Source organism: Paraburkholderia sp. J76 (assembly GCF_905220295.1).
GTDB lineage: Bacteria > Pseudomonadota > Gammaproteobacteria > Burkholderiales > Burkholderiaceae > Paraburkholderia.
On the sequence record NZ_CAJMZJ010000016.1, the window covers coordinates 76,160 to 89,165 of the forward strand.

Consider the following 13,006-nt stretch of genomic DNA (forward strand, 5'->3'; position numbering starts at 1 on the left):
AAAAGCGCTGTAAGGAGCGCGTGAAACCGGAGCCGGGCGCGCGTGCTGGCTGGCATGTCGGCCGCCAGATGCCGGCCTCCCGAAAACGGGAATGGGGGCAGGGCGCGCGGCGGGCGCAATCCGCTATTATCCCTCAATCGCGCGTCGCCCCGCCTGCGGCGTAGTCGACACACCTGCGGCGGGCCTGCGCTCGCGCAAGGTCTTGTCCGAACGGCTAACGTCACGCGCTCAGGCGAGCGCGCGCCGAAAATCGCGTGCCCCTGAAGGTACAATGACGGCCATGTCAGATCCCCGCTTCGTCCATCTCCGCGTCCATTCCGAATTCTCGATTGCCGACGGCATCGTGCGCCTCGACGACCTCGTCAAGGCCGCGGCCAAAGACGGCCAGGGCGCGCTCGCGCTCACCGACCTCGGCAACGCATTCGGCCTCGTCCGTTTCTACACCGAAGCCCGCGGCAAAGGGGTCAAACCCATTGCCGGCTGCGACGTCTGGATCACGAATCCCGACGATCGCGACAAGCCTTCGCGCCTTCTGCTGCTGGTGAAGAACAAGCGCGGCTACCTGAATCTGTGCGAGCTGCTTTCCAAGGCGTGGCTCACGAACCAGTATCGCGGCCGCGCGGAAGTCGACGTTGCGTGGCTCGAAGCAGGTCTGGCCGAAGGTCTGCTCGCGCTTTCCGGCGCGCAGCAGGGCGACGTGGGTCTCGCGCTCGCGGCGGGCAATACGGAAAGCGCGAAGCGCCATGCGCAGCGCTGGGCGAAGCTGTTCCCGAGCGCGTACTACATCGAACTGCAGCGCTGCGGCCAGCCCGGCGGCGAGCACTATGTCGAACAGGCGGTGGCGCTCGCATCGCAACTGAAGCTGCCGGTGGTCGCCACGCACCCCATGCAGTTCATGACCGACGAGGAATACACCGCGCACGAAGCGCGCGTGTGCATCTCGGAAGGCGACATCCTTGCGAATCCGCGTCGTCAGAAGCGCTTCACGACCGATCAGCGTTTTCGCACGCAGGAAGAAATGGCCGCCCTGTTCGCGGACATTCCCTCGGCGGTCGCGAACACCGTAGAGATCGCTAAACGCTGCAATCTCACGCTCGAACTCGGCAAGCCGAAGCTGCCGCTCTTCCCGACGCCCGACGGCATGTCGCTCGACGACTATCTCGTGCAGCTTTCGCGAGAAGGTCTCGAAAAGCGCCTCGTGCAGTTGTATCCGGACGAAGCCGAACGCGAGCGGGAGCGCTCGCGCTATAACGAGCGGCTCGAATTCGAGTGCGGGACCATCATCAAGATGGGCTTCCCGGGCTACTTCCTGATCGTCGCGGACTTCATCAACTGGGCGAAGAACAACGGCGTGCCCGTGGGCCCTGGCCGCGGTTCGGGCGCGGGCTCGCTGGTCGCGTACGCGCTCGGCATTACCGACCTCGATCCGCTGCGCTACAACCTGCTGTTCGAGCGATTCCTGAATCCGGAGCGCGTGTCGATGCCCGACTTCGACATCGACTTCTGCCAGCACGGGCGCGACCGCGTCATTCAGTACGTGAAGGAAAAGTACGGCGCCGACGCGGTCTCGCAGATCGCGACCTTCGGCACCATGGCCGCGAAGGCGGCGGTGCGCGACATCGGCCGCGTGCTCGACCTCGGTTACAACTTCACCGATGGCGTGGCGAAGCTCATCCCGTTCAAGCCCGGCAAGCACGTCACGATTGCCGACGCGATGAAGGAAGAGCCGCTGCTGCAAGAGCGCTACGACAACGAAGACGAAGTGCACCAGCTTCTCGACCTCGCGCAACTCGTGGAAGGTCTCACGCGTAACGTCGGTATGCACGCGGGGGGCGTGCTGATCGCGCCGGGCAAGCTCACGGACTTCTGCCCGCTCTACACGCAGGGCGACGAAAGCGGCGTCGTGAGCCAGTACGACAAGGACGACGTGGAAGCCGTCGGCCTCGTGAAGTTCGACTTTCTGGGCCTCACCACGCTTACGATTCTCGACTGGGCCGAGCGCTATATCCGCATGCTCGATCCGTCGAAGAAAGACTGGTCGCTCGCGCAGGTGCCGCTCGACGACGCCGCCTCGTTCCAGATCCTCAAGAAAGCGAATACGGTCGCTGTGTTCCAGCTTGAGAGCCGCGGCATGCAGGGCATGCTCAAGGACGCGCAGCCCGACCGCTTCGAGGACATCATCGCGCTCGTGGCGTTGTATCGTCCGGGCCCGATGGACCTGATCCCGAGCTTCTGCGCGCGTAAGCACGGCCGCGAAGTGGTGGAGTATCCCGATCCGCGCGTCGAGCCTGTTCTGAAAGAGACCTACGGCATCATGGTCTACCAGGAGCAGGTGATGCAGATGGCGCAGATCATCGGCGGCTATTCGCTCGGCGGCGCCGACCTGCTGCGCCGCGCGATGGGCAAGAAGAAGCCCGAGGAAATGGCCAAGCACCGCGAGATTTTCGCGGAAGGCGCGGCGAAGAACGGCCTTACGCGCGAGAAGGCCGACGAAACCTTCGACTTGATGGAAAAGTTCGCGGGCTACGGCTTCAACAAGTCGCACGCGGCCGCGTATGCGCTGCTCGCGTATCACACGGCGTGGCTCAAGGCGCACCATCCGGCCGAATTCATGGCGGCGAATATGTCGCTCGCCATGGACGACACCGACAAGGTGAAGATCCTCTTCGAGGACTGCCTGACCAACAAGATGGCCGTGCTGCCGCCGGACGTGAACGCCTCGGCGTACCGCTTCGAGCCGGTCGCCGATGCGAACGTGGCTGAGGGCAAGCGCTCGCGCACGATCCGCTACGGTCTGGGCGCGATCAAGGGCAGCGGCCAGAACGCCATCGAAGAAATTTTGCGCGCGCGCGAAGAGGGCGGGCCGTTCAAGGACCTGTTCGACTTCTGCGAGCGCATCGACCGTCGTCTCGTGAATCGCCGCACGATCGAAGCGATGATCCGCGCGGGCGCGTTCGACACGATCCACACGAATCGCGCGCAGTTGCTCGCTTCCGTGCCGATGGCGATGGAAGCCGCCGACCAGGCGAGCGCCAACGCCATGCAGGCGGGTCTCTTCGACATGGGCGACGCGCCGCTGGCCGCGCACGAACTGGTCGACGAACCCGCGTGGGGCGAGAAGCGCAAGCTCCAGGAGGAGAAGGCCGCACTCGGCTTCTATCTCTCGGGCCACCTGTTCGACGCCTACAAGGACGAAGTGCGCCGCTTCGTGCGCCAGAAGATCGGCGAACTGAAGGAAGGGCGCGACAAGCTGATCGCAGGCGTGATCGCTTCGTTGCGCACGCAAATGACGCAGCGCGGCAAGATGTTGATCGCGCTGCTCGACGACGGCACCGGCCAGTGCGAAGTGACGGTGTTCAACGAGCAGTTCGAGGCGCACAAGGCGCTCTTCAAGGAAGACGAGTTGCTCGTCGTGCAGGGCGGGGCGCGCAACGACGCGTTCACGGGCGGCATCCGCTTCACCGTGGATACCGTGATGGACCTGGAGCGCGCGCGCAGCCGTTACGCGCAAGCCCTGAAGCTGCAGATGAACGGCAACGCGAATGCGCTCGCGCTGCGCACGGTGCTCGAAGCGTATCGCGCGAAGCCCGACGATTCGCTGCCGGCGCCTGCTGAGCAAACGCGTGGTCGCGGCGGCTTCGGGCGCGATCGCGGGGAGCGCGCGCAAGCGGTCATTCCCAACGGGCTCGCGGTGCAGATCGCTTATCGCAACGATCGCGCGCAAGGCGAGGTGCGTCTGGGCGACGCCTGGCGCGTCAAGCCCACCGACGACCTGCTCGCCGCGCTGCGCGGCGAGTTCGCGGGCAGCGAAATCGAGATCGTTTACTGACGGGAACGGGGCGCAGGCAGCGTGGCGCTTTCCACGCTGCCGCGCCTCTCGCACGGCGAAACGCGTTTAACCCGCGAGTTCGGCCAGACCGCGTTCGGCGCGCACGGTGCCGTCCGCAATGCGCACCTTGACCCGTTCTTCGTTGGAGCTTGCCTGCGAGCGCGGTTGCTCGCGGTGCCACAGATGGAAGATCTCCGTGGCGTAGGCGCCGAGCTTGCGGTGCACGCCGTCATTGGCGAGCCGCGCCACGAAATCGGCGTCCTCGTGTCCCCAGCCGGTGAAGCTGGTGTCGAATCCGTTCACGCGCTCGATGTCGCTGCGCCAGGCGCTCATGTTGCAGCCCTTGATGCCGCGCCACTTGAACTGCTCGACCACGCGCCACTTGCTGTCCGGCAGCTTGACGAAAAGCGGCGCGATCTTGTTGACTTGGCCGGAGAAGCGTTGCCGCACCCAGAAGCCGAAGTCTTTATCCGCAAGCGGAATTTTCTGGCCGATCACCTGTTGTGTGAGCGTGTCGTCGAGCAGGATGCGGCTGCCGGTGATGATGGCGCGCTCGCTGGCAAGCTGCCGGTGGCGCGCAACGAAATCGTGCTGCGCCACGCAGTCGCCGTCGAGAAAGATCAGGTAGTCGCCGCGAGCCCGCACGATGCCCTTGTTGCGGATTTCGGCGAGACGAAAGCCATCGTCCGGGTGCCACACATGCTCCATTCGCACCGGGCTCGACGCCGCGCAGCGCTGCACGGTCTCGCGGGTCGCGTTCGCCGAGCCGTCGTCGGCGACGATGATTTCGTAGTGCCTATCGGATTGGGATTGCGCGCTCAAGCTCGCGAGGACCCGTTCGAGCGCGTCGGGCCGGTTATAGGTGCTGACGATCACCGAAACCAGCATATCGCGGTGCATGTTCATCGGCGCTCCGGCGCGGCGTCGCGGGCCGTGGCCGCGGCGCTCTGCTGCGTCTCGAGCAGCATGAGCTTGAGGTAGCGGTAGTAGGTGCCTTCCGCGTTGGAGATCGCCAGCACGAAACCCATCTTGCCGTCGAGAAAGCCGCGCTGGATGATCCAGCTACGCACGAACGACCAGAAGCCGTGCAGCAGCGCCTTGCGCAAGCCGCCGCGCTTGCCGCGCGCCGCGCCCTGGGTCGCGCCGTAGGTCGAATAGCTGTCGATCTTGCCGAGCACTTCGGAGAAGTCGCGAAAGCTGTAGTGAATCAGCGCCTGCGCGAGCGTGCCGACGCGGGCCTCGGGCGCGGGGATCACGCGTTCGTGCACGAGATCGTTCGAGAAGCGCGCCACGTCGCGGCGAAAGAGCCGCGTCACATAGTCGGGCGACCAGCCGGAGTGGCGGATCCACTTGCCGCAGTAATTCGACTGGCGCGGCATGCGGAACAGGTCGGCCCCGTTCGCCTTTACGCTCGCGAGAATCTCGTCGCGCAGGGCGGGGGACACGCGTTCGTCGGCGTCGAGCGAGAGAATCCACGGGCCGCGGGCCGTATCGAGCGCGCGCTGTTTTTGCGGCCCGAAACCGGGCCAGTCGGTTTCGACGACCGTTGCGCCGAACTCGCGGCAAATCGCCTGGGTGCCGTCGGTGCTGCCCGAATCGAGCACGACGATTTCGTCGACCCAGCCGTGCACGCAAGCGAGGCAGTCGCGAATATCGTGGGCTTCGTTTTTGACGATGACGATGACACTGATCGCATCGGGTTTGGCGCTGTCGTTCATCGGCGCTGGCTCGCGATGGCTGGAAGAAGGTGAAGAAGGCGGGAAGGCCGGCGCGCCAGGCGCATGGTGTGGTGTGGCGCGCGCGTTCGTGCCCCGAAGCCGGAGCGCTGAGTATATACAAAAACGCCGGCGGCGACGAAACCGCCCCGGCGGAAGGGCCGGCTGGGCGGATACATCGCCTGCCGGGCCGAACGTTTACAATGGCGTACCTGTTTGCCAGGGGGCGGGCAGATTACCCGCATTTTTTTCGAGGAAATTTTGAGCGAGAGATCAACCTTGAGCAAGCCGATCGGTTCCGACACCAAGTCGTCGCCGATCGTCATTGGCCGGCGGCTGTGGCCGTATGTGAAGCCGCTGATATGGGTGCTCCTCGCTGGCGTGGTCGCGATGGCCGTCGTGGCCGCCACCGAAGCCGGCATTCCCGCGCTGCTCAAGCCGCTGCTCGATCACGGCTTCGGCACGCGGGGCGATCCGAAAGCGAAATGGCTCGTTCCCATCGCGGTGATCGGCCTCGCGCTCGTGCGCGGCCTCGCGCAATACGCGTCCGGCTACCTGCTGCAGTACGTGTCGAACCGCGTGCTGCTCGCGCTGCGCCTGAAGATGTTCGAGCGCATGATTCACGCGAGCGTCGGCTTCTTCCAGCGCGAAACCGCGAGCACGGTCATCAACGCGATCGTGTTCGAGGTCAACCAGATTCTCGGCGTGCTGCTCGGCGTGCTGGTCACGCTCGTGCGCGACTCGCTCACGGTCATTTTCCTGCTCGGCTACCTGTTCTACCTGAACTGGCGGCTCACGTTGATCGTCGCGGTGCTGCTGCCGGCCATCGGCTGGCTCGTGAGCAAGATCAACCGGCGCCTGCGCCGCCTGAACCGCGAGCATCAGATGCTCACGAACGACCTGTCCTATATCGTCGAGGAGACGGTGGGCGGCTACAAGGTCGTCAAGGTTCACAACGGCGAGCAATACGAGAAGGACCGTTTCGGCGAAATGAGCAAGCGTCTGCGCGGCTACCAGATGCGCATGACGGTGTCGGGGGGCCTCGCGCAGCCGCTCACGCAGTTTCTCGCTTCGATCGCGCTGGCGATCGTCATCACCATTGCGGTCGTGCAGGCCTCGAACGACCAGACGACGGTGGGCGGCTTCGTGGCGTTCGTCACGTCGATGCTGCTCGTGATTTCTCCGCTCAAGCATCTGATCGACGTGAACCAGCCGCTGCAGCGCGGCATGACCGCGGCCGAGCTGATCTTCGGCCTGATCGACGAGCCGCCCGAGCCCGCGGGCGGCGGCCTGCCGCTCGAGCGCGCGCGCGGCGAGGTGGAGTTCCGCGACGTGTCGTTCGCCTATGGCGCGAGCCACCGCGCGACGCTCGACCACGTGTCGTTTCGCATCAGTCCGGGCGAAATGGTGGCGCTCGCCGGGCCGTCCGGCAGCGGCAAGACCACGCTCGTGAACCTGTTGCCGCGCTTCTTCGATCCGAGCGGCGGCCAGGTGATGGTCGATGGCGTATCGATTGCCGACTACGACGTGCATGCGCTGCGCAACCAGATCGCGATGGTGAGCCAGGACGTGGTGCTGTTCAACGACACGGTCGCGAACAACGTCGCCTATGGCGAGACGGCCGACCGCGAGCGCGTGGAGCGCGCCCTGCGCGCCGCGAACCTGTGGGAGACGATCTCGGCGCTGCCCGAAGGCGTGGACACGCTGATCGGCGACAACGGCATGAAGTTCTCGGGCGGCCAGCGCCAGCGTCTGGCTATCGCGCGTGCGATCTACAAGGATGCGCCGATCCTGATTCTCGACGAGGCGACGTCGGCCCTCGATTCGGAGTCGGAGCGCCATGTCCAGGCGGCCCTGGAAACGCTGATGCGCGGCCGCACGACGCTCGTGATCGCGCACCGCCTCTCGACGATCGAGCGCGCGAACCGCATCCTCGTAATGGATGGCGGTCATATCGTCGAATCGGGCACGCACCAGGAACTGCTCGCGAAGGGCGGCATGTACGCCCATCTGCACAGGATCCAGTATCAGCAGAGCGCGGCCTGACCCTGTCGGGCGGCGGCGGTTCCCGCGGATGAACGTTTGCGGCGATCAGGCGGCGGCCGTCGCCGCCGTCGCGGGTGCGTGGGCGGGGAGTTGGCGCAGCACTGCGCCGACGACCTGCGCGGGCGGGATGGTGTCCACGTTGCCGCTGCCCTGCAGGCCGATGGATCGGCAGGCTTCGGTCAGGCGCAGATAGGGCGGCTCCTGATGCCGGAACAGCGAAACGCTGGGCGTGCCGGTGGTGTGCGCCACGTGCATGAGGCCGCCGTCGGCGCCCACGAACAGGTCGGCGTGCGCAACGATCTCGCGTGCCTGAAGGAATGCGAGCTTGCCGGCCAGCGAGCGGATACGCACGCTGGCGGGCGCGCTCGCGCACAACTGCCGCGCGATTTGCTCGCCGTTGTCCGAGCCGAGCACGACGATCTCCTTCGCGGCGCTCGCGGTGTCGTACCTGCTCAACAATTCGATGACTTCCGGCCAGCGGTTGTAGGTGCGATCGGGGTCCACGCCGCCCGCTGCGAGCGCGATAAACGGGCGCACGGGCAAGAGGCCGCGCACCGACTCGCGCGTGGCGGGCTTGCTGGCGAGATAAGGCTTGCTGATCGCGGCGAGCGTGCCGGCGTCGTGGCCGAGCGAAAACACGTCGTTGACGCTCGCGAAGCTGAAGCCGGTCTGGTTGCGGTCGGGGCCGTTGAAATAGCGGAAGAGGCCCGCGTAGGGCAGCTTCGCGAAATGCTGGGTCTTGATGCGAATAGAGGGCAGGTTGTACTCGGACAGCAGGATCGCGTCGTAGCGGCTCGCGTCGACTTTGCCGGGGTCGCCGTAGACCTTGCCGAACACGTCGTCTTCCTTGAAGAGCGGCACCAGCGACGGCAGCGCGAGCAGATCGATGCGCATGCCCAGGCCCTTCAGCAGCGCGCGGCCGGCCATGTCCATCGTTGCGTCGCCGAAGTTGCGTTTGGCGTAGACCCACAGGATTCGCTGCGAAGTATCGAGATGCGCCTGTTCGAGGCGCGCCTGCCCGTGCGCCCTCAGAAGAAATCGCTTGTGCAGATACTTCTTCGCGATCTTGAGCCGGCTGGTGCTGCGAAGAAACGCATCCGGCTCGTAAGGCACGTTCTGATAGGGGATCATGCAGGACCGGGCAACTGCGCGGTCGAGCCAGCTGGCTGGTGAAACCCTCGAAGTGTTTGAGTTGGTCAGCTTAAACACGGCCCTGATTATTCTTCAAAAGAACCTCTCATTATCGCACGGCATTTGCTCAGGTAATGAACAAATAATTAGGGACGGCGATTTGAGCAGCTATCGCGAATGGCGAACCTGGGCGGCGCGTTCGGGCCGGAAGAATGTGTGCGTAAAATATCGCGTTTCTCGTCATGCCAAATCCGACCCTTTCAAGGGCAAACCTTCATGTTCAGCATTCTGATCCCGACCTGGAATAACCTGCCGTATCTGAAGCTGTGCGTCGACAGCATCCGGCGCCACTCTGCGTTCGAGCACGAAATTCTCGTGCACGTGAACGACGGCAGCGACGGCACGCTCGACTGGGTCCGCGAACAGGGCATTCGCCATACGTGGAGCAAGGGTAACGTGGGCGTGTGCCTCGCCGTGAACGACGTGGCGCGCCTCGCGTCGCACGACTGGATTCTGTTCATGAACGACGACATGTTCTGCACGCCCGGCTGGGATTCGGCCTTCGTCGATGCGTTGCGCGAAATCGGCGAGGCGCCCGCATATCTCGCGTCGCAGATCATCGAGCCGACCGACACCGGCAACGGCCTCGTGACGGTCGCGCACTTCGGCACCGGTCCCGCCGACTTCAACGAGGCCGGGCTGCTCGAATTCGCCGCGAAGATGAACACCGCCGACCGCAACGGCATCGCGCTGCAACCGACGCTCGTGAGCCGCGAACTCTGGCTGCGCGTGGGCGGCTACAGCATCGAGTTCGGGCCGGGCATGAGCAGCGACGACGACTTCCTGATGAAACTCTGGCTGGTCGGCTGCCGCACGTTCCGCTCGGTTGGCGCGAGCCGTATCTACCATTTCGGCTGCCGGACGACGGGACGCATTCGCCGCAATCGGGGCGGGCGCGAATTCCTCATGAAGTGGGGCGTGACGCAGCGCGATTTCAAGTACAACTACATGGCCCGCACGGCCGACGCCGCGCAGGGCGCGCTTCCCAACGTGCCGCGGCCCAATCTCGTGAGCCGTCTGAAGCGCGTGATGTACGCGTTCGGCCTTTACCCGACGCAAGATCTCGAAGCGTGGGAACCCGATCTGCCCGCGCAGCTTCAGCACACGGCTTCGTTGACGGAAAGCGCCACGACGCGCCGGTAATCGCGCCACCGCCGCCGGCGCCCGTCAGCGCCGGTGTGCGCCGGTTTGCGCGGACTTTGCCTCGAATTGGAACAGTGCCTTAGGCTTCCAGGGGTTAACCCTCGGAGATCATGAGCATACGATGCGTACATCGGTCGCATGCACATACCGTCGCACGCCGGCCGCCTGATCCAACCGGAGGTCGTTTCCATGAAGTCCCTGATTCAAGCCGTTGCCGTCGCCGCCGCTCTCGCCGCTGCTGCCGTTCCTGCCGCATCGTTCGCGCAGGCGCACTCGACCATCACTCGCGCCCAGGTGCGCGCCGAACTCGTGCAGCTTCAGCAGGCGGGCTACCGCGTAGGCGATGGCGACAACGCCCACTATCCCGAAGCGATCCAGGCCGCTCAGGCAAAGGTCGCCGCGTCGAATGGCGCGAACAGCAGCTACGGCGGCGTGGCGAACGCGTCGCAATCGGGCGGCCGCGCCACGGTTTCGCCTGAAGACTGGAACGCGATGTACTCGCGCTAAGCCAGCGCGGCGTACTGCGTTTCCTCTAGCTGCGCGAGCAGCGCGCGGGCTTGCGCGAGCGTATCGCCCTTCATCGGCTGGAACGCGAAGTGCAGCGACTTTTCGAGCTTCGCGAAGTTGCGCCGCGTGCTGCGCGTGTAGGCGGGGTCGTAGTGCTCGGCGACCAGCGTCTCATAGAGCTGCGCGCGGCGATCCTCGTCGAGCAGCTTGCACCACGATTCGATGCGCTCGCGCCCGTGCAGCGGCGTGAGCTTGGTCAGTTGATCGCGGAAATACCCGCGCTCGTCGAACAGGTGGCCGTATTCCTCAAGCAGCAAATCGATCCTTTCCTCGCGCGCCACGTCGAGCACGACGCAAGGTGCGGCGTGCAGACGCTCGACGAGCGCGAGCGGCAGCGTGATGACGCCGATGCGCCGGCTCTCGGCCTCGACGAACACGGGGCGCGCGGCGTCGAAGGCGCGCAGCGTTTGCACGAGCGCCGTATCGAACGCCTTCTGCGACGGCTGCGCTCGCGCAGGCAGCGCGCCCAGCAGCGAACCGCGATGCGCGGCGAGCCCTTCGAGATCGAGCACCTGCGCGCCGGCGTGACCGAGCGCCTTCAGAAGGCGCGTCTTGCCGCTGCCGGTCGGCCCGGCCACCACGAGATAGCGGAACGCCGCCGGCAGCGTGCCGAGCGCTTCCACGACCGTATGCCGGTACGACTTGTAGCCGCCGTCTAGCTGGCGCGCGCGCCAGCCGATCATGTTGAACCACGCAGTCATCGAGCCGGAGCGCTTGCCGCCGCGCCAGCAGTAGATGAGCGGGCGCCAGTTGCGCGGACGGTCGGCGAACAGCGTATCGAGATGCATGGCGATGTTGCGCGCCACCATCGCCGCGCCCACGCGCGTGGCCTCGAAGGGTGAGTCCTTGTACATCGTCCCGACGATCACACGTTCTTCATTGCTGAGCACGGGCGCGTTGATCGCGCCGGGAACGTGGTCCTCGGCAAATTCGAGCGGCGTGCGCACGTCGACGATTTCGTCGAATTCGCCGATCTGTTCAATGGTGACGCGCTGGTGATTCAACTGCGATGCTCCGGTGATGCCTGCGACGGCGCCGCGCTACATGAGCACGATGTCGTATTGTTCCTGACTCAAATTCGATTCCACCTGCAACGAAACCGGCTTGCCGATGAAGTCGATCAACATCGCGAGATGCTGCGACTCTTCCTCGAGAAAGAGGTCGATGACCTGCTGCGAAGCGACCACGCGGAATTCGCGCGGATTGAACTGCCGCGACTCGCGCAGAATCTCGCGCAGCACGTCATAGCACACGGTGCGCGCGGTCTTCACCTGCCCCTTGCCGAGACAGGTCGGGCACGGCTCGCACAGCACGTGCGCGAGCGATTCGCGCGTGCGCTTGCGCGTCATTTCCACGAGTCCTAGCTGCGAGAAGCCGTTCACGGTCACGCGCGTACGGTCGCGCGAGAGCGCCTTCTTCAGTTCGCCGAGCACCTGGTCGCGATGCTCGACGTTCTCCATATCGATGAAGTCGATGATGATCACGCCGCCCAGGTTGCGCAGACGCAACTGCCGCGCGATCGTATGCGCTGCTTCGAGATTCGTCTTGAAGATCGTGTCGTCGAAGTTTCGCGCGCCCACGTAACCGCCCGTGTTCACGTCGATGGTCGTCATCGCCTCGGTCTGGTCGATCACTAGATAGCCGCCCGACTTGAGGTCCACGCGGCGCGAGAGCGCGCGCTGGATTTCGGCCTCGATGTTGTAGAGGTCGAAGAGGGGCCGCTCGCCCGAGTAGTGGTGCAGTTTCGGCAGCACGGCGGGCGTGAATTCGGTGGCGAACTCGGTGAGCTTCTGGAACGTCTCGCGCGAATCGACCTGAATGCGCGACGTTTCGTCGTTCACGAAGTCGCGCAACACGCGCTGGCTCAGGTTCAGGTCCTGATAGAGCAGGCTGGTCGCGGGCAGGCGCTGCGCCTGCGTGAGAATCGTCGCCCACGTCTTGCGCAGATACGCCACGTCCGCGGCGAGTTCTTCGCTCGTCGCGTCCTCGGCGATCGTGCGTACGATGTAGCCGCCTTTTTCGTCGGCGGGCAGCACGGCCGTGAGGCGCGCGCGCACCGCCTCGCGCTCGGCCTCGCTCTCGATCTTCTGCGAGATGCCGATGTGCGGCTCCTGCGGCAGATAGACCAGCGTGCGCCCCGCGATGCTCACCTGCGTGGAAAGCCGCGCGCCCTTCGTGCCGATCGGGTCCTTCACGACCTGCACCATGAGCGTTTGCCCTTCGAACACGGTCTTTTCGATAGGCTGATGATGCACGCTCGCATGCGTTTCGCCGGCAATGCGCGGGTGCCAGATATCGGCCACGTGAAGGAACGCGGCGCGTTCCAGGCCGATGTCGATGAACGCCGACTGCATGCCCGGCAGCACGCGCACGACCTTGCCGAGATAGACGTTGCCGACGCGCCCGCGCGACAGCGTGCGCTCGACGTGAAGCTCCTGTACTGCGCCTTGCTGGACCAATGCGACGCGCGTCTCCTGGGGCGTGACGTTGATCAGGATTTCTTCGTTCATGATTT

The 13,006-nt window shown here is 65.1% G+C and carries 9 protein-coding genes; 4 read left to right on the forward strand and 5 right to left on the reverse strand.

The genetic code is table 11. The annotated features are described in order from the left end of the window. Positions 1-271: 271 nt before the first annotated feature. The gene (gene dnaE / locus U5768_RS26305) at positions 272-3,829 is read left to right on the forward strand and encodes a DNA polymerase III subunit alpha (RefSeq protein WP_322033308.1); all 3,558 of its coding nucleotides are present in this window, start codon (positions 272-274) and stop codon (positions 3,827-3,829) included. Positions 3,830-3,895: 66 nt separating this feature from the next. On the opposite strand, the gene U5768_RS26310 is transcribed toward dnaE, so the two are convergent. Beyond that, positions 3,896-4,735 carry a glycosyltransferase family 2 protein gene (locus U5768_RS26310; protein WP_322033309.1) on the reverse strand — a complete coding sequence of 280 codons (840 nt, stop codon included), beginning with the start codon at positions 4,733-4,735 and terminating at the stop codon, positions 3,896-3,898. After that, positions 4,732-5,547, reverse strand: coding sequence for a glycosyltransferase family 2 protein (locus tag U5768_RS26315; RefSeq protein ID WP_322033310.1), 816 nt, complete (start codon positions 5,545-5,547; stop codon positions 4,732-4,734). Before U5768_RS26315 ends, U5768_RS26310 begins: the two co-directional genes overlap by 4 nt. Positions 5,548-5,805: 258 nt before the next feature. Between U5768_RS26315 and msbA the strand changes: the two genes are divergently transcribed. Beyond that, positions 5,806-7,590, forward strand: coding sequence for a lipid A export permease/ATP-binding protein MsbA (gene msbA / locus U5768_RS26320; RefSeq protein ID WP_322033311.1), 1,785 nt, complete (start codon positions 5,806-5,808; stop codon positions 7,588-7,590). A 45-nt stretch (positions 7,591-7,635) separates the two neighbouring features. Here msbA and U5768_RS26325 read toward each other — a convergent pair whose 3' ends face one another. Then, positions 7,636-8,721 carry a glycosyltransferase family 9 protein gene (locus U5768_RS26325; RefSeq protein WP_322033312.1) on the reverse strand — a complete coding sequence of 362 codons (1,086 nt, stop codon included), beginning with the start codon at positions 8,719-8,721 and terminating at the stop codon, positions 7,636-7,638. A 276-nt stretch (positions 8,722-8,997) separates the two neighbouring features. Here U5768_RS26325 and U5768_RS26330 point away from each other — a divergent pair, with 276 nt between their 5' ends. Together U5768_RS26330 and U5768_RS26335 are read left to right on the forward strand one after the other, a co-directional pair. Next, complete coding sequence (locus U5768_RS26330) at positions 8,998-9,924, forward strand: glycosyltransferase family 2 protein (protein WP_322033313.1); 927 nt, start codon at positions 8,998-9,000, stop codon at positions 9,922-9,924. Positions 9,925-10,113: 189 nt separating this feature from the next. Continuing rightward, positions 10,114-10,431, forward strand: a complete 318-nt coding sequence (locus tag U5768_RS26335; protein ID WP_322033314.1) for a DUF4148 domain-containing protein — start codon at positions 10,114-10,116, stop codon at positions 10,429-10,431. On the opposite strand, the gene mnmH is transcribed toward U5768_RS26335, so the two are convergent. Further along, positions 10,428-11,495, reverse strand: coding sequence for a tRNA 2-selenouridine(34) synthase MnmH (gene mnmH / locus U5768_RS26340; RefSeq protein ID WP_322033315.1), 1,068 nt, complete (start codon positions 11,493-11,495; stop codon positions 10,428-10,430). The two genes, U5768_RS26335 and mnmH, sit on opposite strands and share 4 nt — an antisense overlap. Before the next feature lie 36 nt (positions 11,496-11,531). Beyond that, positions 11,532-13,001, reverse strand: coding sequence for a ribonuclease G (gene rng, locus U5768_RS26345; protein WP_322033316.1), 1,470 nt, complete (start codon positions 12,999-13,001; stop codon positions 11,532-11,534). Positions 13,002-13,006: the final 5 nt, after the last annotated feature.